Origin of the sequence: Roseibium album (assembly GCF_001404515.1) — a bacterium.
GTDB lineage: Bacteria > Pseudomonadota > Alphaproteobacteria > Rhizobiales > Stappiaceae > Roseibium > Roseibium album.
In genome coordinates, this window is the sequence record NZ_CXWE01000007.1 from 299141 (window position 1) to 316935 (window position 17795).

At 57.4% G+C, this 17795-nt stretch carries 18 protein-coding genes; 11 read left to right on the forward strand and 7 right to left on the reverse strand.

Annotated features, from left to right (window positions below; translation table 11 throughout):
- The first annotated feature begins 96 nt into the window (after nucleotides 1–96).
- From LA5095_RS23885 to LA5095_RS23900, 4 genes are all read left to right on the forward strand, one after another.
- Complete coding sequence (locus LA5095_RS23885; RefSeq protein WP_055119823.1) at nucleotides 97–882, forward strand: ion transporter; 786 nt, start codon at nucleotides 97–99, stop codon at nucleotides 880–882.
- Between the two features lie 120 nt (nucleotides 883–1002).
- Nucleotides 1003–1854, forward strand: a complete 852-nt coding sequence (locus tag LA5095_RS23890) for a CE1 family esterase (protein WP_055119825.1) — start codon at nucleotides 1003–1005, stop codon at nucleotides 1852–1854.
- Between the two features lie 120 nt (nucleotides 1855–1974).
- Nucleotides 1975–3255, forward strand: a complete 1281-nt coding sequence (locus LA5095_RS23895) for a CaiB/BaiF CoA transferase family protein (protein WP_055119541.1) — start codon at nucleotides 1975–1977, stop codon at nucleotides 3253–3255.
- The gene (locus tag LA5095_RS23900; protein WP_055119543.1) at nucleotides 3252–4868 is read left to right on the forward strand and encodes a thiamine pyrophosphate-binding protein; all 1617 of its coding nucleotides are present in this window, start codon (nucleotides 3252–3254) and stop codon (nucleotides 4866–4868) included. The genes LA5095_RS23895 and LA5095_RS23900 overlap by 4 nt, the downstream gene beginning before the upstream one ends.
- Before the next feature lie 159 nt (nucleotides 4869–5027).
- Here LA5095_RS23900 and LA5095_RS23905 read toward each other — a convergent pair whose 3' ends face one another.
- Nucleotides 5028–5918, reverse strand: a complete 891-nt coding sequence (locus LA5095_RS23905; RefSeq protein WP_055119546.1) for an SRPBCC family protein — start codon at nucleotides 5916–5918, stop codon at nucleotides 5028–5030.
- Nucleotides 5919–6051: 133 nt separating this feature from the next.
- On the opposite strand from LA5095_RS23905, the gene LA5095_RS23910 reads away from it, so the two are divergent.
- Nucleotides 6052–6834: a helix-turn-helix domain-containing protein gene (locus LA5095_RS23910; protein ID WP_268873261.1), complete on the forward strand. Its 783-nt coding sequence runs from the start codon at nucleotides 6052–6054 to the stop codon at nucleotides 6832–6834.
- 140 nt (nucleotides 6835–6974) lie between these two features.
- Here LA5095_RS23910 and LA5095_RS23915 read toward each other — a convergent pair whose 3' ends face one another.
- From LA5095_RS23915 to LA5095_RS23930, 4 genes are all read right to left on the reverse strand, one after another.
- On the reverse strand, nucleotides 6975–7376 hold the full coding sequence (locus LA5095_RS23915) for a RidA family protein (protein WP_055119550.1): 402 nt from the start codon (nucleotides 7374–7376) through the stop codon (nucleotides 6975–6977).
- A gap of 358 nt (nucleotides 7377–7734) precedes the next feature.
- Nucleotides 7735–8316, reverse strand: coding sequence for a hypothetical protein (locus tag LA5095_RS23920; protein ID WP_055119552.1), 582 nt, complete (start codon nucleotides 8314–8316; stop codon nucleotides 7735–7737).
- 28 nt (nucleotides 8317–8344) lie between these two features.
- On the reverse strand, nucleotides 8345–9010 hold the full coding sequence (locus LA5095_RS23925) for a hypothetical protein (protein WP_144436128.1): 666 nt from the start codon (nucleotides 9008–9010) through the stop codon (nucleotides 8345–8347).
- Nucleotides 9011–9059: 49 nt separating this feature from the next.
- Entirely contained in the window at nucleotides 9060–10451 is a 1392-nt protein-coding gene (locus tag LA5095_RS23930) for an FAD-binding oxidoreductase (protein WP_158510431.1), read from the reverse strand.
- 163 nt (nucleotides 10452–10614) lie between these two features.
- Between LA5095_RS23930 and LA5095_RS23935 the strand changes: the two genes are divergently transcribed.
- The 6 genes from LA5095_RS23935 (at nucleotide 10615) to LA5095_RS23960 (ending at nucleotide 15797) form a co-directional block, all read left to right on the forward strand.
- On the forward strand, nucleotides 10615–11346 hold the full coding sequence (locus LA5095_RS23935; RefSeq protein WP_055119558.1) for a winged helix-turn-helix transcriptional regulator: 732 nt from the start codon (nucleotides 10615–10617) through the stop codon (nucleotides 11344–11346).
- Nucleotides 11347–11657: 311 nt separating this feature from the next.
- Nucleotides 11658–12191, forward strand: a complete 534-nt coding sequence (locus LA5095_RS23940; protein WP_055119560.1) for a dihydrofolate reductase family protein — start codon at nucleotides 11658–11660, stop codon at nucleotides 12189–12191.
- 3 nt (nucleotides 12192–12194) lie between these two features.
- Entirely contained in the window at nucleotides 12195–12770 is a 576-nt protein-coding gene (locus LA5095_RS23945; protein WP_055119562.1) for a TetR/AcrR family transcriptional regulator, read from the forward strand.
- Nucleotides 12771–12979: 209 nt separating this feature from the next.
- Nucleotides 12980–13831 carry a pantoate--beta-alanine ligase gene (panC, locus tag LA5095_RS23950; protein WP_055119564.1) on the forward strand — a complete coding sequence of 284 codons (852 nt, stop codon included), beginning with the start codon at nucleotides 12980–12982 and terminating at the stop codon, nucleotides 13829–13831.
- Nucleotides 13832–13848: 17 nt separating this feature from the next.
- Nucleotides 13849–14658: a 3-methyl-2-oxobutanoate hydroxymethyltransferase gene (gene panB / locus LA5095_RS23955; protein WP_055119566.1), complete on the forward strand. Its 810-nt coding sequence runs from the start codon at nucleotides 13849–13851 to the stop codon at nucleotides 14656–14658.
- 71 nt (nucleotides 14659–14729) lie between these two features.
- Nucleotides 14730–15797 carry a bifunctional transcriptional activator/DNA repair enzyme AdaA gene (locus LA5095_RS23960; protein ID WP_055119568.1) on the forward strand — a complete coding sequence of 356 codons (1068 nt, stop codon included), beginning with the start codon at nucleotides 14730–14732 and terminating at the stop codon, nucleotides 15795–15797.
- A gap of 37 nt (nucleotides 15798–15834) precedes the next feature.
- Here LA5095_RS23960 and LA5095_RS23965 read toward each other — a convergent pair whose 3' ends face one another.
- Both LA5095_RS23965 and LA5095_RS23970 read right to left on the reverse strand, forming a co-directional pair.
- Nucleotides 15835–16584, reverse strand: a complete 750-nt coding sequence (locus tag LA5095_RS23965) for an ATP-binding cassette domain-containing protein (RefSeq protein ID WP_082442552.1) — start codon at nucleotides 16582–16584, stop codon at nucleotides 15835–15837.
- On the reverse strand, nucleotides 16581–17792 hold the full coding sequence (locus LA5095_RS23970; protein WP_055119572.1) for an alanine racemase: 1212 nt from the start codon (nucleotides 17790–17792) through the stop codon (nucleotides 16581–16583). The genes LA5095_RS23965 and LA5095_RS23970 overlap by 4 nt, the downstream gene beginning before the upstream one ends.
- Nucleotides 17793–17795: the final 3 nt, after the last annotated feature.

A 17795-nucleotide genomic window follows, 5' to 3' on the forward strand; every position in this document is an offset into this window, starting at 1 on the left:
GCAACTTCGTGTAAGAATTACACGAATGCTTGAAAACTGTATTTTAGCGATTTGATGTTGCGTGCAACATTCCGACTGAAAGACGAGGCACAATTGATGGCGGCTGATAAACCGGTTCTGCAGACTTTGTTTCGTCAGCTCTATTTTGGTCACTCAACCAGGGCACGGGTGTTCAGATATGTACTCCTGGCCTTCGATCTGATCACGATCGGCTATTTCATCGTGTCTTCCGTGATGGATCCCGAGCGGCACTTTCATACGCTTGATTACGCAATTGCCGCTGTTCTCGCGCTGGACTACGTTGCCCGGTTGATTGCCTCCGCGACGCCGGCCAGGTACATATTCAGCTTCACGTCGGTCGCGGACCTGGTTGTGATTGCTTCTCTTGTTGCCCCGGTTTTTCTGGAGAATTTTGCCTTCCTGCGTATCGTCCGGATGCTCAGGTTGCTGCGGTCCTACCATCTGCTGAAAGAGTTGCGTGAAGCGTCGAGCTGGTTCCGCCGAAACGAAGACATTCTGCAGTCAGCTGTCAATTTGGTTGTGTTCATTTTTGTCGTCACGGCCATCGTCTTTGTCGTTGAGGATGACCGCAATCCGAACATCAACAACTATCTGGATGCGCTCTACTTCACAGTGACCACGTTGACGACGACAGGCTTTGGCGACATCACGATGACGGACAGTGTCGGACGCCTGATGACAGTCCTCATCATGATATTCGGCGTTGCCCTGTTCTTGCGGCTGGTGCAGACGATTTTCCGTCCCTCGAAGGCACAGCTTGCCTGCCCGGACTGCGGCTTGAACCGCCACGACACCGATGCCATCCACTGCAAGCACTGTGGTCGCATGTTGAACATTCCAACGGAAGGCGCCTGGGATTAGGTGTTTGTGTCTCGCTGACTTGTGATGACGCCAAGCTGGACAAACGGACCGGAAAAACCATTCTCTTCTGGCAGTCTTTCCGCGCTGGGCAGACGAAGAAGCGTGTCACAGGAGCCGGTCTTGTTTTTTGAAAAGTATCCATCTGCGGTCCGCGCCGCCCTTTTGGCCTCCGCGCTTGTGGCAGGCCCCGCGTCGGCTGATGACCAGTCCGGGTGTGGCGAAGAGATCCCGTGCAACGTCGACAACGGGGAATATTACATCCACCTGCCTGAAAACCTGGACGACAGTTCACCGCTCGGTGCGATTTTTTACCTGCACGGCCACCGTGGCAAGGCAGTCAATGCTATCCGCAACAAGGGCTTCCAGCGCATGGCGGACGACCTCGGGGTGGCCTTTGTGGCGGTTCAAGGTGTCAACGGTACATGGTCGTTTCCAACCGCTCCCAGAAATCTGCGTGACGAGCCGGTGTTTTTTGACACGGTCCTGTCTGACCTGGAAAACCGCTTCGGTATCGACAGGGACCGGACGATGCTTTCGGGATTTTCTTCCGGCGGCTTCATGACCTGGTATATTGCCTGCGAAGATTCCGATCGTTTTTCGGGTTACGCGCCGATCGCCGGCGCATTCTGGGAACCGCTCCCGGACACTTGCCCCGCAGAAAATCCGTACCTTTTCCACGTTCACGGAACCAGCGACACGGTTGTTCCGCTCGCGGGACGCTGGCTGGGAGGAGGCAAGTGGAAACAGGGGGACGTATTTGAAAGCTTCGATGTCTGGCGGCGCCAGAACGGGCTCGTGGAAGAGCAATCTCAAAAGCTTTCCGACGGCAATCTGGAATGCGAGCGCTGGGCACCGGAAGAAGGGCTTTTCGAGCTATGCCTTCATACCGGGGGACACAGCGTGGAAGCCAAGTGGATCAAGCGTGCCTGGAACGAACTCGGTACCATCAAGGGCTGGGATCGGAAAAGTTGAGTTTTCACATTGCCTTAACAGGAATGTGAGGCAAGGTGTTCATCGTGCATGCAGACCGGAGTTGACGGGAAAGGGGCTATGTGCCCATTTCCCCGGATCTTGTCAGTCTGAAGGTGTTGCGTGTCCCAGCCCACCAGCGCATCCGGAGCCCTTTCCGGTCTCGTTGTCCTCGATTTGTCCCGTATTTTGGCCGGGCCAACCTGTTCGCAGGTCCTTGGTGATCTCGGTGCGGAGATCATCAAGATCGAACGGCCAGGCCGCGGTGACGACACACGTGGCTGGGGTCCGCCGTTTTTGAAGGATACGGATGGGAACGAGACCGCCGAAAGCGCCTACTATCTGTCGTCCAACCGGAACAAGTCGTCAGTCGCCATCGATCTCGCCAGTGCGGACGGCCAGAAACTTATCGCGGATCTCGCAGCCAGGGCGGACATCCTTCTTGAGAATTTCAAGGTGGGCGATCTGAAGCGGCGAGGGCTCGACTACGACACGCTCCGGAAAATCAATCCTGGTTTGATCTATTGTTCGATCACCGGCTTCGGGCAAACCGGACCCTATGCGCATCGCGCCGGGTACGACTTTCTGATCCAGGGCATGGGCGGGATCATGTCTCTGACCGGATTTCCGGACGATGAAGGCGGCACGGAGACCAAATGCGGGGTCGGCATTGCGGATGTGATGTGCGGCATGTATGCGGCGGTTTCCATCCTTGCCGCCCTCAATCACCGGAATGGGTCGGGTGAAGGCCAGCATATCGATATCTCGCTCCTGGACGCGCAGGTTTCCTGGCTGATCAATCAGGGGGCCGGATATCTTGTCTCTGGTGATGTGCCAGGCCGGCTTGGCAACGGGCATCCGACTATTGTTCCCTACGAAACGTTTCCCGCAAGCGATCAGTCATTCATCATTGCCGTTGGCAATGACACCCAATTCAGGAAGTTCTGCGAAGTTGCCGGAGCGCCTGAACTGGCGGATGACCCGCTCTATGCACGGAATGCTGACCGGGTCCGCAACCGGAAGCAGCTGGTGCCATTGATCCGCCGCCTGACGATCGAAAGGACTGCCGCAGAGTGGATCGCGCTCCTGCAGGCGGCGAGCGTGCCTTGCGGACCTGTAAACGATCTCGGTCAGGTGTTTTCCGATCCGCATATCCTGGAAAGGAACATGCGGATCACGCTGCCGCACCCGCTCAGCGGTTCTGTCGATCTGATCGGATCGCCCATCAATCTGGAAAAGACACCGGTCAGCTATGACAGGGCTCCACCGATGCTCGGAGCCGACACTGCGGACGTTCTTCAGCGGCATCTCGGCTTGACCGAAGAAGCTTTGAAAGACCTTTGTGCCAAGGGCATTCTGGATCTTGGAAATTCATCAGACAAAAAGGACCAAACAGCCAAATGACAACCGGCGCAGACATTATTGCCGGCAAGCTATTTGCCGCCGGCTGCCGACATGCTTTCGGAATTCCCGGTGGCGAGGTTCTGGCCCTGATGCAGTCCCTGGACCAGGTTGGTATGAATTTCGTGCTGGTTAAACACGAAAACGCCGGTGGGTTCATGGCCGAAGGCGGCTGGCACGCCGATGGCGCACCGGGTGTGCTTCTGGCGACGCTCGGTCCGGGTGCGGCGAATGCCGTCAATGTCATTGCCAATGCATGGCAGGACCGTGTTCCCCTGGTCTTCCTGACGGGGTGTGTGGATCAAGGCGAGGCGGAGAGCTATACCCACCAGGTGTTCGACCATCAGCAGCTGTTGCGCCCGATCGTCAAGGCGAGTTTTTCTGCGCGTCTCGGTGCGCTGGATGTGATGATGGAAAAGGCGCTTGCCATCGCGCTCGATGGACAGCCGGGTCCGGTTCATATCGATGTCCCGATCCGGGTCGCCGAGATGGAAACCGAAGAAAAATGGTCAAACACCTTCCGATCAGCACCGGTCGGATCCGCGCCCGCTGCGGGATCCGAACTTGAAACGGCCATCGATCTGTTTGCAAAGGCGGAACGGCCGATCGCGATTGCCGGTGTTGATGCGGTCAATGAAGGCGCTTCAGCCGGGATCAGCGAGTTCTGCCGGAAGTTCCGTGTGCCTTTGGTCACGAGTTACAAGGGCAAGGGTCTGCTCGACGAAAACCATTCGCTTGCACTCGGCGGTGCGGGGCTTTCACCGAAGGCAGACGGACATCTGCTGCCGTTGATAAACGCAAGCGACTGCATTCTGCTGCTTGGCTATGATCCGATCGAGATGCGTATCAACTGGCGCGATCCCTGGAACGCGGACGCAAATGTGATCGATGTGACCCCGGTTCTCAGAACGCACGGCATGCATAGCGTATCGGCAACATTGCGAAGCGCCACGATGCCGGTTCTGAACGTTCTGGGCGAAGCAAGAGCCCCGGAGCACCGCTCATGGGAAAATGGTGAACCGGCGAAGGTCCGACAGGAACTGGACGCTGCATTTGCGCCGGAGCAGGACGGCTGGGGACCGGGAACCGTCTTTCACACCCTTCGCGGTGTGATGCCGGCCGACACCGTGGCAACGGCGGACAGCGGAGCGCACAGGATCCTGGCCAGCCAGATCTGGCGATGCCCGTTGCCGCGTCAGATGCTGCAGTCCTCCGCCTTGTGCACAATGGGATGTGCTGTCCCGCTGGCCATGGGGCATCGGCTTGTCGAAGGCGTTTCGCCCGTCATCGCCTTCGTTGGCGATGCCGGGCTGGAGATGTGCCTGGGCGAGCTTTCGACCCTTCGGGATCTCAAGATTCCGGTCATCATCTGCGTGCTCGTCGATACCAGCCTGGCTCTGATTGAATTGAAACAGCGTGGCAGCCAGCGTCCGAACGTGGGTGTCGATTTCGGTGAGACCGATTTCCCCGCCGTTGCTCAAGCCTATGGGGGTCACGGTGTCTGGATCGACAGTGCCGACGACTTGCAGCGGGAAGCCGCGCAAGCTCTGGAACGGGATGGCTTCACGGTACTCGCCTGCCGCATTTCACGCCGGGCTTACGACGGAGCCTTTTGATGTAGACGGGGCAAGTGCGGCCGGCTAACCGGCCTGCACTGTTTCAAGACGGCTGCCATGTGCGAGCAGTTCCGGTGTTGTGACCCGAAAGGTCAGGTGCTGGGACCGCGTCCCGGACACAATCAATGCCGTCCTCCGGCGCCAAATCGCGAGTGTCGGTCATGCTCTGGCTTCGCGTTCCATGCGGTCTGCCCAGGCATCGGCAAGATCGGCGAGCACCGCCTTGAACTGGCGCTTTGCCGCTGTTTTGAACAATGTCCTCATGAGAAGATTGCCCTTTGGCGTGGCTTCGATGTCGATCGTGAAGGTCGAGCCATTCTCCTGTGGCACGACCGACCATGCGCCGTGGAGTTTCGAGATCGGATAGGGGTAATCGTCCGCCTCTGTGTGAATACGAAATCCGAACGCGTGACCTTCGTCGAACAGATCGCAGGTTTCGAGCCAGTTTTCTCCCTTTGGGCCGTAACACCTGCGCTGCATGCCTTCACCATTGCCTGCGACAACCTCGACCTTGGATATGTTGTCCGCCACATCGGCGTAACGGGGATGGTCTGTCATGACTTTCCAGACAACATTCCTGGGGGCATCAACTGTGCGACTGACTTTGGCGAGAAGTTTGTCGCCGGAGGACTTCACGGTGGCCTGGCTGAGAGGAACAACAATATCGCGGGCGCCCAGATATTGGCCGATCGCAAAAACTGCGACGAAAACAGCAACAGCGACAATCACCGCCTGTCCAGTCCCTGAAAACAGTTGGCTGCCGAACGCCAGCAGCAAGATGCTGGCCAGAACCCAGCCGGTATCCATTGCGGTTATCAGCAGCACCTGACCCTTGGCGACGAAGCGGTCGGTCGCCATCAGTGTCAGATCGAGTGCGAACACGATCAATCCCGCACCCAGAATACACAAGGAGAGGTTCTGCCATCCGGCGGTGTCAAGAAACAGGATTTCAGCGGAAAAGCCCGGCAGGAATAGCAGGTTAGCTCCGGTAATCAGCGAAAAGGCCGCGTTGAGCCCGAGAAAGATGCGGGCAGTTCCGGAATTTTTCATGGTGAAGTCTCGCTCGTCAGTTATCGATCGCCGGCAATCCTGCTGCTGAAGAAAATTCTTCTCAATTACATTGGAGGTAATAGACCTGTGTGCAGTTTTCGGTCAGGAAAGGAAAATGAGCTACAATCCGAACATGGACGAACCGACATTTCCTGGGTTCTTGAAGAATTGGCGACTGCGGCGCAGACTTTCGCAATTGGAGCTGTCGCTGCAATCTGGCATGTCGCAACGACACATTAGCTTTCTGGAAACCGGAAGATCCAATCCCAGTCGTTTTGCAATTGTGCAATTGGCAGAAGCGTTGCAAATGCCCGCGGCAGAAGTCGATGCCATGCTGCTCTCGGCGGGATTCGCTGCCAAGTCCTCGCGCAATGGCTGGAACGGCTCTATTCAGAGAGCTGTTGAGGCTTCCGTCGATCACGTGCTCAAAGGGCATGAACCCTTTCCGGCAGTTTCAATCGACCGGATCTGGAATTTGTTGAAAGCGAATGAAGCCGCACAAAGGTTCTTTGCGCTCGCCGGCGCGCGCGGCGACAGCAATCTATTGCGCGAGATTCTCGCGGCCGGGCCATTGCGAGAGCGAATCGTGAATTGGCAAGAGACCGCCCGAGCCCTGTTGAGGTTGCTGGAACTGGAAATCACACGCCGTCCCCATGACCGTGAGGCACATGCGCTTTTCGCCGAGCTAAGGTCGTTCGATGGAGTGGATGAACTTTTGTCTCACCCCAGTTCAGGTGTGAGCGCGCCTGTGATGACGATCCGGTTTCGGATCGAAGAAACCGAGTTGGAGTTGTTTTCACTCATCGCGACGATCGGCATGAGCGCCGACGCGACGCTTGATGATTTACGGATCGAAACTCTTTTGCCGGCAAATGATGTAACGCGTGACTGGTTCCAAAGCCGCTTCCTGCAATGACCGCCGATGGTTGCGGGCTCGCTGGTTGCGAATTCGGGTGTTGGGAAGACAGAGCTGAAAACGCCAGGGCCTGAATTTGCGCAGGCTGCAGCGTTTTCAGTCGGTGCGTACGAGGCGAACTGGAAACCTGAGAGTATCGCTTACGGCAACACCGCCGTGCCTTCGATTTCGACCAGAAATTCGGGCAGCGCCAGGGACTGCACACCAAGCCAGGTATTGGGAGCCGGTGTGACCTCTCCCCAGAATTCTCCAAGGGCCATGCCAACCGGTTCGAGTTTTTCCGGCGTGTGGTTCACGACATAGGTCCGAAGACGGATAAGGTGCTGCGGACCGAGGCCCTGGTCGGCGAGCACGGCCTTGAGATTTGCCAGACACTGCCGGGCCTGAGCGTTCAAATCATCGCCGCCCACAAGTTGACAATCCTTGTCCCAGGCTACTTGTCCGGCGAGATGCAGCAGGCGTCCGGGTTCAGAGACAGCAGCATGGGAAAATCCCCATTGAACGCTGTTATAGAGAGTGTCGGGATTTATGCGGTCGGACATGGGAACCTCTTGTTTGAACCAATGCGGCGTTGCCTTTCGGCAGCTGTTTGACCGGCTGGGCGTTGGCGATCCTGATCGCAAAGTCCAATTCGTGTGTCAGAACCAGTGTTCGCACTTGGATGTTGTTCTGCCGGTCGTGCGACTATTCTTGACCGCCGCAACGCATTTGACCAGACCCCCGGTTCCGGATGTCAGGCAATCCTGTCCTGAACCTGAATCGCGTGATGAGTGGAATGGGAGCGGCAAAGCTGTCCAGGTGCTGTCGCCGCTCCCACGATCTTGCTGTTTCCGGTTGACGATGTGCCATGGGAAGATGTCCGAAAATTCAGATCAACCTATCGGCATTTGATTGTCCCGGCTAACCGCGTCGGGTTTTGCCGGCCCGGAAGCCGAATAGACCTGCGACGGCTCCTGCCAACAGGAAGCCGGCAGCTGGCAGCGGTACGGTGGTTGGTGTCATGACGGCATAAAATTCATCCACACGCGCCTGCCGCAGAATGCCGACTTTGCCAACAAACTCTGTGCCGAACAGAGAAAGGGAAGAGACATCAAATGATCCCGCAAGGCCTGTAACATCGACGAAGCCGGTGCGGGGTATCCTTGCCGGGTCGCTTGGTCCAAGTACACCCGGAAGGAAATCCGAGAGACTGACCGGGATTCCGATTGTTGGATCAAGCGCGGTTCCGCTCGCATTTAAGGTCGTGAAAAGCAGCGGATTGAGGCCTTCGTCCAGGATGCGAATCCCGACCGCGTCGGCACCACCAAACAAGTCGGCGGAGAACAGCCTGAGCAGAAACGAGGTCGGCTCCAGTTCCGTTGCTCCGTATGTGGGAAATGCATAACTGCCACGAATCGTGTCACCCGGATTGACTGGAATCGCGTGGGCAACGCCGGAGCAAAGCATCAAGATCGAGGCAAAGGTTATAAGTCGGTTGAACATGGGTAAATTCCTTTCGTGAAAATGACGGCTAATTTGCGCGGGATGCCGGTGCCGAAAAAATGGCATCCTGGATCAGGCGACACTCGTTGGGTCCCTCAATCCCGTCAGCCTTTGCAGTGTCGGGAAAGGGAGGCGGCAGGCTGTCGCCTCTGCACCCGCCGCGATAACTTGTCAGCATCGATGCCGAAATCTCTGGGATCAGCGGACCGTGGTCATTCAGTACCAGGTGAATCTCCGCATTTGACGGCGCGTCGAAACTCTGTTCGAACCACCCGTTTTTGACATCACCAGCAGCGAGAAACGCCGCAAAGGCAGCGGTTCCGTCCGGCTGGTTGACGACCCCGTCCGCGTAAACAATCTGCGTTCCGACCTCTTCGGCCCGGCCGATGACATCTTCCGCTGTGCAGGGAGACGCCGAACAGTTCTCCGGCTGCGTCATGATCACCCACCACGCAGTGGTCACGTGGCCCGGCGTGAGTTCGGAGGTACGCAGGGTCATTGTTGCTCCTTCGGTGCTCCGCAACAGCCGCGCTTCTGCACCAAGGATGTGCACCGCCGGAGTTTCCGCCGTCGCCATGTGTTCGACAGGTCGCGAAGCAATTGCTCCGTCTGCGGCAAGGGAAGGGGATCCAAGGCAAGCGGCACTGGTGCCGACCAAAAAGATCTGCCGGAAAAGTCTGAAGCTTTTGGCCATGGTGTGATTCCTTTCTTTTACGGTTGATTTCTCTTTGACTTCCCGGTTCTCACGGCTCATCGGTCGAAGCGTTCGGCGCAATATTCTGGTTGGAGCTGAACAGGTTATGCGGGTCGTACCGACGCTTGATCGACGTGAGACGATCGAGGTTGCCGCCATATGCGCTGGAAATGTCCCCGGAGCGCTCGGCAATGAAATTCACGTAGGAGCCGGGAACTGCATGGTCAGCGATCCGTCTCGAGGCGGATTTCAGCCATCCGGTCATGGCGGTGTCTGCCGACGGGTCGCGCCAGCGAACACCCGGTGTTGAAACGAAGGAAACATCGCGATGAGGAAACGCGGTCGTGTCGTTATCGACGTCCGCGACAGCACCTCCCAGAAGGCAGATCAGCAGTTCGGATTCGGCTGTCGGCAGTTCTGGTGCCATATCGACCAGTGTGTCGATCAACGAGGGTGTCAGCGCACGATGATTGTGTGTGCGCCAGTAGTTTCGCGCACCAAAATCATAGGCCTGGTCGAGAAAACTTTGCGCCTCCGTGTAAGCGCGTGGCGCAAGGGCGCTGCCGACCGGCTCGACTCCACCGTAAAGATGCCGCACGACGCTGTATCCCGCGTCCGGTGGTCCTGCGAAGAACTGCATCAGTGTCAGCACTTTCGCCCCATGAAGATTGTCCGGTAGGGCAGGGGTTGCGGGTGCCGTCATCAGGTTGGCCCAGACACAGGATTCGCGGGGCAGCATCGGGGCGTGTTCGGCGTAGGTTGCCAGAACCGTCCTTGCATCTTTCAGGGCAAAGAAAGTGGGTCCGAAAAGGACAGTGGGGTCGAGTGCGTGAAGCTGGAACGTGAATTCGGTGACGACCCCAAAATTGCCCCCACCACCGCGAATGGCCCAGAAGAGGTCGGTGTTCTCGTCGTCTGAACACATCACGATTGATCCGTCGGCAAGAACGATTTCGGCGGACAGAAGATTGTCGACGGCCAGCCCGTGCAGTCTGGCCAACCAGCCAAAGCCACCGCCAAGGGTAAGTCCGGCAACGCCGGTCGACGAGACAACACCTCCGGGTGTCGCCATGCCCTGTGTTTGCGCAGCTGCATCAAACTGCCTCCATGTGGCACCGCCACCCACACGCGCAGTCCGGTTAACTGAATTGATCCGGACACTGTTCAGCGCCGACATGTCGATCATCAGCGCGCCATTTGCTACCGCCGAACCCGCGATATTGTGTCCACCGCCTTTCACACATAAGGCCAATCCCCGCTCCGCTGCCGTTTTGACAGCACTGGAGACATCTTCCGGGTGGCGCGCCGGCAGAATTGCTATCGGTTTGCGGTCAATTGCGGCGTTCCAGACCTGTCGTCTTTCATCAAATTCCGGATTGCCTGGAAAAACGGCATCGGAGCCGAGACGCGCTGCCAGCAAGTTCAGTCGAGTTTCTTCCATGATGCCATCTGCCATTCGTTGCCATTTACTGTCGGCAGAAGTCTGTCGCGAGTTTCCGGCACAAAAAACTCATGAATGTGAAGTAACTACAGATTCCGGAGTTGTCCGAATTCGGGGTGCACCGTACTCTTTCAGTTCTGTTGCAAGATGTGAGGAGTGTCGGATGCCGTACAAAGGTTATGGACAATACTGCCCGCTCGCCCTGGCTGCTGAAGTCCTCTGTGAACGCTGGACTTTGCTGGTGATTAGCCGGGTGATCGACGGGTGCACACGCTTCAATGAAATTCATCGCGGCGTTCCGAAGATCTCGGCCACTTTGCTCAGTCAGCGGTTGTCCAGTCTGGAGCATGCCGGCTTGATTACGCGCCGGGCCCTGGAAAACGGCCGGGGATTTTCATACGAATTGACGGATGCCGGGCGTGAACTCGATCCGATCATCATGAGCCTTGCCGTTTGGGGTCAGAAATGGTCGCGGGATATGGAAACCGAAGATCTTGATCCGGCATTCCTGGCGTGGAGCATGCACACAAGGCTGAATGTCGAGGCCATGCCCGCGCACCGTATTGTCATGGAATTTGCCTTTTCCGGGACGCACAAGGGCTTGAGCCGCTTCTGGCTTGTGGTTGAAGACGGTCGCGTCGACATGTGCCTTAAGTATCCCGGTCTGGAGGTGGATGTCGCCATCTCTTCGGATATCAGGTGTTTTTTTCAAGCAGAAGACGGCATACGAGATCTGCGCAGCGAAATTGCCAGCGGTCAGGTGTCCGTGTCTGGCTCGACGGCCTATCGCAGGGCACTGCCCGACTGGTTGATGTTGAGCGCATTGGCACAATTTCCCAGACAAACCGGTAACGAGGCAGGTGCCGGCGAACCGCATATTGCGCGGACGGGTTAACAATAGCCGGATGGCGCGTACCAATGCGTCATTGTGCCATCGGTCTCCGTTGTCACTCATGTCGCGCCCATTGCAGCGGACCGGAGTGCAGCGGACCGGAGTGCTGCAGACCGGCGTGCGGGGATCGCGCGATCCCGATAGCAACATGATGTGTCGATCAATTGTTGTCGTCGTCCGCAAGGATGCGATTGTCCGGCACCGCAATTCGGCATCCTCACCAGGCTAAAGAGAATGGATGAAACAACCTTTCGGAGTGCGGTTGACGATTGTCGCCACAATAATTATACACTGTATAAAAAGAGGAGGAAATCGTGCCGACCGGTCACACGATGATGGCAATGTCGCTTGATGGTTTTGTCGCGCGAAAGGATCACACCCTCGATTGGTTGATGAAGCTCGACACCGAGGGTGAAGACTACGGATTTGCCGCTTTTCAGAACAGCATCGATGTCATCGTGATGGGCTCCGGCTCCTTCAGGACGGTCCTGGGATTTGGCGAATGGCCGTATCGGAAACCGGTCATCGTAATGAGCAGGTCACTTGCCGATGATGAGATCCCCAAAGACGTGAAGTCCAAGGTCGAGCTGAGCCGGCTCTCACCGGCCGAACTCATGTCGCGTCTCGGTGAGCGTGGTATTGGCCGGGTCTATGTGGACGGCGGCGCTATCATCCGATCGTTCATGCGCGAAGGCCTGATTGCAGACATGCGGGTTGCGATTGCTCCTGTTCTCATTGGTGAAGGTATCCGCATGTTCGGAGAACTGGATCGTGACATCGACCTGAGACTCGAAAGCGTGGACCGGTTCAAGTCGGGACTGATCCATATGTACTACGTGGTGATTTGAGTCATGTCGTCAGGCAGGCTCATAGGGCGTCCGCAGAAGGGCAGTCGCTCCATTTCCAGGGAACATATACTTTCAACCGCACTTCCGTTGCTCAATGAGCAAGGTTTGGAAGCAGTGTCTTTTCGGCGTTTGGCCGATGCGCTGAACGTGACCGCGATGGCGATCAAATACCATGTCGGCAGCCACAGGAGTTTGATTGCCGCGCTGATACGAACCGCTTTCGAGGGTACCCTTACTCATATCGAAGGCAACACCCCGGAAGAACGTCTCAGACACATACTCTCAACTTACTGCACCCGGGCCTTGGAAAATGCGAACGTTGTGCGCTGCATCCTGAACGATCCATCCTTGATGAGCGGCGAGGTCGTTACGGTCACGGAAGAGATCCGGAAAAACACCAGAATGCTTAACGATGGCGACGAGCAGGACGTGCTGCTCAATCTGCTGGTCGACTACACACATGGCTTTGTTTTTTCCGCAGTTGCAGCGCCGTCAAATCATGGTCTGACCCTGGACGATTATCTGCGGAGTGTCGATTGGGTGCTGAAAGCAGGTCAGTCCGCACAAGTTTCAAATTGAAGTTCCGAGCGGATCGTTCGTGTCTGTTTTCTGAATGTATTCCGGGACTGGCCGCTGTCCGGACCGGCTCGTATTGGCTTTTGCATCCGGTAGTGATGACGCCTTGCCACCTCTCTTTGGCTACTGGACCTTGATCGATCGTCGGCTTATGTTGCACCTGCGAAGTAAGCGGGACCTTGGCGGGAACTGAAGGTCTGGGAGGGCAAACAATGATAATCTGCCGGACAAAGGCGGATATGCGCGAAAACGTGCGGAATTGGAAACAGGTGGGACAAACGGTCGGACTCGTGCCGACAATGGGATACTTGCACGAAGGGCATCTTGCTCTGGTCCGTATGGCGATCCAGAAGGCAGACCGGGTCGTTGCAAGTATTTTCGTGAACCCCACTCAGTTCGGTCCCAATGAAGATCTGGCGACCTATCCACGCGACGAGAAACAAGATCTCGGCCTTCTGGCAGCGGAGGGGGTGGACGCAGTGTTTCTGCCTAGCGAGGAGGAAATGTACGGCGCGGGCGGTGGAACTCATGTCGACGTGCCGGACCTGTCTGGAATCCTGCAAGGAGCCCTGCGTCCAGGGCACTTTCGTGGAGTCTCGACTGTCGTGACCAAGTTGTTCAATATCGTTGCACCGGACATCGCCGTCTTCGGCGAGAAGGACTACCAGCAACTCACACTTATCCGTCAGATGGTTCGTGACCTCGACATGCCGCTGGAAATCGTCGGCCACCCGACCGTGCGCGAAAGCGATGGTCTGGCAATGTCTTCCCGGAATGTTCGTCTCTCGGAAGATCACCGGTCTGAAGCCGTCATGCTCAATCGCGCGCTCGATCGGGCACAGGAGTTTGCAAAAACAGGGCCCGCAATTGCCGAACTGGAGGCCGTTGTCATGTCTCGACTCGCGCAGGCCCCATCCGCGGAGGTCAAAAGCGTCGACATCCGTGATGCTGTGACCCTGGGTGAGCTGCAAGGCGCATTGGATCGTCCGGCCGTCGTGCTGCTGGCGGTACGTTTCGGACCTGTTCTCCTGATTGATCAGCGCGTCATCGCGCCGGTGACCTGAAGCTGAAGGGACTTTTCATGAGTGTTCAAAAACCTGTCCGCCGCCTGACCGCGCCGCAAATCGCGAAACGCAAGGGCGGGGATCCCATCGTCTCGTTGACGTCCTATCATGCGCACACGGCCGCTATCGTCGATAACTACGCCGATTTCATTCTCGTTGGCGACAGCCTTGGGATGGTCATGCACGGAATGGAATCGACGGTCGGTGTCACGCTCGATCTGATGATCATGCACGGCAAGGCGGTCGTCCGCGGCACCAAGAAAGCGCTTGTTGTTGTCGACATGCCCTTTGGCACTTATGAGGAAAGTCCTTCAGAAGCTTTCCGCAACGCAGCACGCGTCATGAAAGAGACCCAATGCGGCGCGGTAAAGCTGGAAGGTGGTGTCCGCATGGCCGAAACCGTTCACTTCCTCACTGAGCGCGGAATTCCCGTGATGGCTCATATCGGCCTGACGCCGCAATCGGTCCACGTCATGGGCGGTTTCAAGACGCAAGGAAGGCACGAGGATGACTGGGATCAGCACTTCGAGGACGCATCAGCTGTTACCGAAGCAGGTGCATTTTCGGTTGTCCTGGAAGGTATGGTTGAACCGCTTGCCGCGCAGATCACCAGGGAAATCCCGATCCCGACCATCGGCATAGGCGCATCCGCGGACTGTGATGGCCAGATCCTGGTGCTGGAGGATATGCTTGGCCTCAATCCGGCACCACCCAAATTCGTCAAGGTCTACGGCAATCTTGGTGGCCAGATCGAGGCAGCGGTGAAAGCCTATTCGGACGAGGTCAAGGACCGCAAGTTCCCTGCCGAGGATCAGGTGTATCGTTGACGATGTGCAAGCCGTGAATAGACGCCCGATTTCCGGCTGCGCCATTCCGCTGGACAAACTATTGTCAGGTCATGCTGATGATCCGATCCGATTTCGACACGCTGTATGAAGCGCTCCTCAATCGCGACCCGTCCTATGACGGGCGTGTCTATGTCTGTGTGGCCTCTACCGGCATCTTCTGCCGGCTGACTTGCCCGGCACGCAAACCGAAACGCGAAAACTGCACCTTTTACGAAACTGTTGCCGAATGTATCGACGCCGGCTTCCGCCCGTGCAAACGGTGCAAGCCGACAACACCGCAAGCAAGTGCGGACCCGGTCGTAAAGCCCCTGATAGAAGCCCTGGAAGGAAAGCCGGGATATCGTTGGCGCGAGCCGGATATCGTCCGGATGGGATTGGACCCATCAACGGTACGGCGGGCCTTCAAGCGCCATTTCGGCATGACTTTTCTGGAAATGGCTCGACAGCGGCGATTGCAGGAAGGTTTTTCGACATTGGCCGAGGGCGGCAAGGTCATCGATGCGCAAATCACCGCTGGCTTTGAATCGCCAAGCGCCTTTCGCGAGGCGTTTGCCAAAATACTGGGGCAGGCGCCGGGAACATTTTCGCAGGACCCCATGTTGTTTGCCGATTGGGTGCCATCTCCGCTCGGTCCGCTGATTGCAGTGACGGACAGGACGCAACTGCATCTTCTGGAGTTTCTGGACCGCAGGGCCCTGCCGGCGGAATTCAGAAAGCTCCATGGTTTCGCAAAAGGCAATATCGGCTTCGGGCGCACCGAAATAACCGACCAGATCCAGGATGAATTGCGACTGTTTTTCGACGGCAGTTCCGGCGTCTTTGAAACGAAGCTTGCGCTGCACGGCTCGACATTCACGCGGGATGTCTGGCGGGAACTTCTGAAAATTCCGGCCGGAGGCACAAGGAGTTATTCAGAGCTTGCAAGAGAGCTGGGAAGACCTGAAGCTGTGCGCGCGGTTGCCAGGGCAAACGGTGCGAACCAGATCGCGATTGTAGTGCCGTGCCACAGGGTGCTGGGAGCGGACGGATCGCTGACCGGGTATGGCGGTGGGCTCTGGCGCAAACAGCGTCTCATCGAACTTGAGCGGAGCTACTCCAGCAATCAAAATCCGATTTGATGGTTGGCATTGCCGGCCGGATGCCAACTGGCCGTGATCAGGATTTTCCCGAAACACCTGTTATCATGGAGACGATCTCGTTCTTGTCGGTTTTGGCAGTCTCGCGCACGCCGATCTGTTGTCCACGCCTCAAGACGCAAATCCGGTCGGCAAGGCGGAAGACCTGGTCGAGGCTGTGGCTGATGATCAAAATCGCGAGGTTCTTTTCCTTCAGCGCGGCTACCTGTTCCTCCACCTTTGCCGTTTCCGCGACACCAAGGGCTGCGGTCGGCTCGTCCAGCAGCACCAGCTTGCTTGCCCAGTGCGTGGCGCGCGCAATTGCTATTCCCTGTCGCTGACCGCCGCTGAGATCCCGGATTACGGACCCTGCGGACGGAATACGCACGTCCAGCTCATCGACCAGTTGCTGGCATTCCCTGTGCATGCGTTTCCTGTCGAGCAGACCGAAGGGCGGCTTGATCAGTTCCCGGCCGAGGAACATGTTCATGTAGACTGGCTGCTGGTCCGCAAGGGCAAGATCCTGATAGACCACCTCGATCCCCAAGCTGCGTGCGGAACTGGCGTCTGAAAAGGAGACGGGATCGCCGTCCAGGCGGATCTCGCCGGATGTGGGGCGGTGCACCCCGGAAACAATCTTGACCAGCGTAGACTTGCCGGCACCGTTATCACCGACAAGCGCGGCGATTTCGCCCGCATGTAGATCGAGCGAAAAATCCTCTATCGCGACAATGCCGCCGAAAGCCTTGTGAATGTTGGCGAGCGAAAGGACGGGGGCTTGTAGGTTCACGGACGAAACGCTCCCGGCCAGGAGACCTGATCCCCAAAACCGTTTTCTATTGTCGTAACGGCGGGGTTGCCCGATGCGACACCTGAGAGGCCGACCACAAGCGCTCGCGTGACGAAGGCCTGGCCGCGAAAACCGAATATGACCGTGTCACCTGGCTCCGGCGGTCTCGGGCCGGTGGCGTCGATCATCGCATAGTAGTCGATGGCGGAATAATCGGGGATCTCGACATCGCGTAGCGCAGACCGGTCCGATGTCGGTTCCGGACCGACGATCGCCCGCACCTGATAATCCGGAAAAACAGGATCAATATAAAGACCGCCACCAAAGCAATAGGATTTGCCGCCATGATGGTGGGAGACTTCGGAAAGGTAGAGAACAGCGGGATCCTCCGGCAGGTCCTCGACCGCATGCAGAGGCGTTGTGCCGTGGAGCCCGTTGCCCGGTTCGCACTGGGTCGCACCCGATGCCGCCAGTGCCGCGACCACGGCAGAGGAGGTCGTGCCGGGTGCATTGATCTCGATACCGGTCCTGCCGGCCTTCGCCAGGGCATCCGCTGCCCGGCCGAGGGTTGCCAGGTTCGGTGTCTGTTTTACCTTGCGGGCCTCAAGATCGAACAGCAGCGCTGGAAAGGTCGTGATGCCCGCGAAGCGAGCGCCCTCCATATCATCAAGCCGCTCTGCTATCGCGACAATGTCTTCAGCCGCAAACCCGCCCTCATGGCCACGGTAAAACGTATCGCCTTCGGTCTGGATTCGCGCCAGTAGATTTTGTTCGCGGCTCGCCGAGCGTGCTGCCGATGCAGCTTCCCCGGCTTTTGTGTCTGAAAAGACGGTCCAGTAGTCCGGTTGCAGTTTGGTACCGGCATAGGCCGCTTCATGTCGGGGGATCTGCACCAGGTGTCCCAGATGGCCTGTTTTGAGACCGGCCCGGTCGCAGGCAAGCGCGCAGGCCATGTCGACGGCAACAGCCCGGTCGATGCCGCCGCGCATGACAGCCTGGCAAAAGCCGGAATGCCGTCCGACCTGCTTGGTCATCGCGAAGGTCTTCAGGCCATGTCTTTGCGCCTCATGTTGGAAAAGGCGTGCGTTGCGTTCGACCGCATCAAGGTCGAGTACATAGGCATTTGCCGGAATGCGTCCTGCCTGATGAAGTTCCATCGCGGCTTCGATGAATGCCGGATTACGGCGGATTAAAACGTCAAGAAACATCTG

Bases quoted from the DNA above. Each gene is read 5' to 3' on its own strand.
- LA5095_RS23960 (WP_055119568.1), top strand. From the start codon at position 14,730: ATGCTGATGATCCGATCCGATTTCGACACGCTGTATGAAGCGCTCCTC.
- LA5095_RS23885 (WP_055119823.1), top strand. From the start codon at position 97: ATGGCGGCTGATAAACCGGTTCTGCAGACTTTGTTTCGTCAGCTCTAT.
- LA5095_RS23970 (WP_055119572.1), bottom strand. From the start codon at position 17,792: ATGTTTCTTGACGTTTTAATCCGCCGTAATCCGGCATTCATCGAAGCC.
- LA5095_RS23905 (WP_055119546.1), bottom strand. From the start codon at position 5,918: ATGAAAAATTCCGGAACTGCCCGCATCTTTCTCGGGCTCAACGCGGCC.
- LA5095_RS23945 (WP_055119562.1), top strand. From the start codon at position 12,195: ATGTCGTCAGGCAGGCTCATAGGGCGTCCGCAGAAGGGCAGTCGCTCC.
- panB (WP_055119566.1), top strand. From the start codon at position 13,849: ATGAGTGTTCAAAAACCTGTCCGCCGCCTGACCGCGCCGCAAATCGCG.
- LA5095_RS23920 (WP_055119552.1), bottom strand. From the start codon at position 8,316: ATGTTCAACCGACTTATAACCTTTGCCTCGATCTTGATGCTTTGCTCC.
- LA5095_RS23910 (WP_268873261.1), top strand. From the start codon at position 6,052: ATGGACGAACCGACATTTCCTGGGTTCTTGAAGAATTGGCGACTGCGG.
- panC (WP_055119564.1), top strand. From the start codon at position 12,980: ATGATAATCTGCCGGACAAAGGCGGATATGCGCGAAAACGTGCGGAAT.
- LA5095_RS23925 (WP_144436128.1), bottom strand. From the start codon at position 9,010: ATGGCCAAAAGCTTCAGACTTTTCCGGCAGATCTTTTTGGTCGGCACC.
- LA5095_RS23935 (WP_055119558.1), top strand. From the start codon at position 10,615: ATGCCGTACAAAGGTTATGGACAATACTGCCCGCTCGCCCTGGCTGCT.
- LA5095_RS23915 (WP_055119550.1), bottom strand. From the start codon at position 7,376: ATGTCCGACCGCATAAATCCCGACACTCTCTATAACAGCGTTCAATGG.
- LA5095_RS23900 (WP_055119543.1), top strand. From the start codon at position 3,252: ATGACAACCGGCGCAGACATTATTGCCGGCAAGCTATTTGCCGCCGGC.
- LA5095_RS23930 (WP_158510431.1), bottom strand. From the start codon at position 10,451: ATGGAAGAAACTCGACTGAACTTGCTGGCAGCGCGTCTCGGCTCCGAT.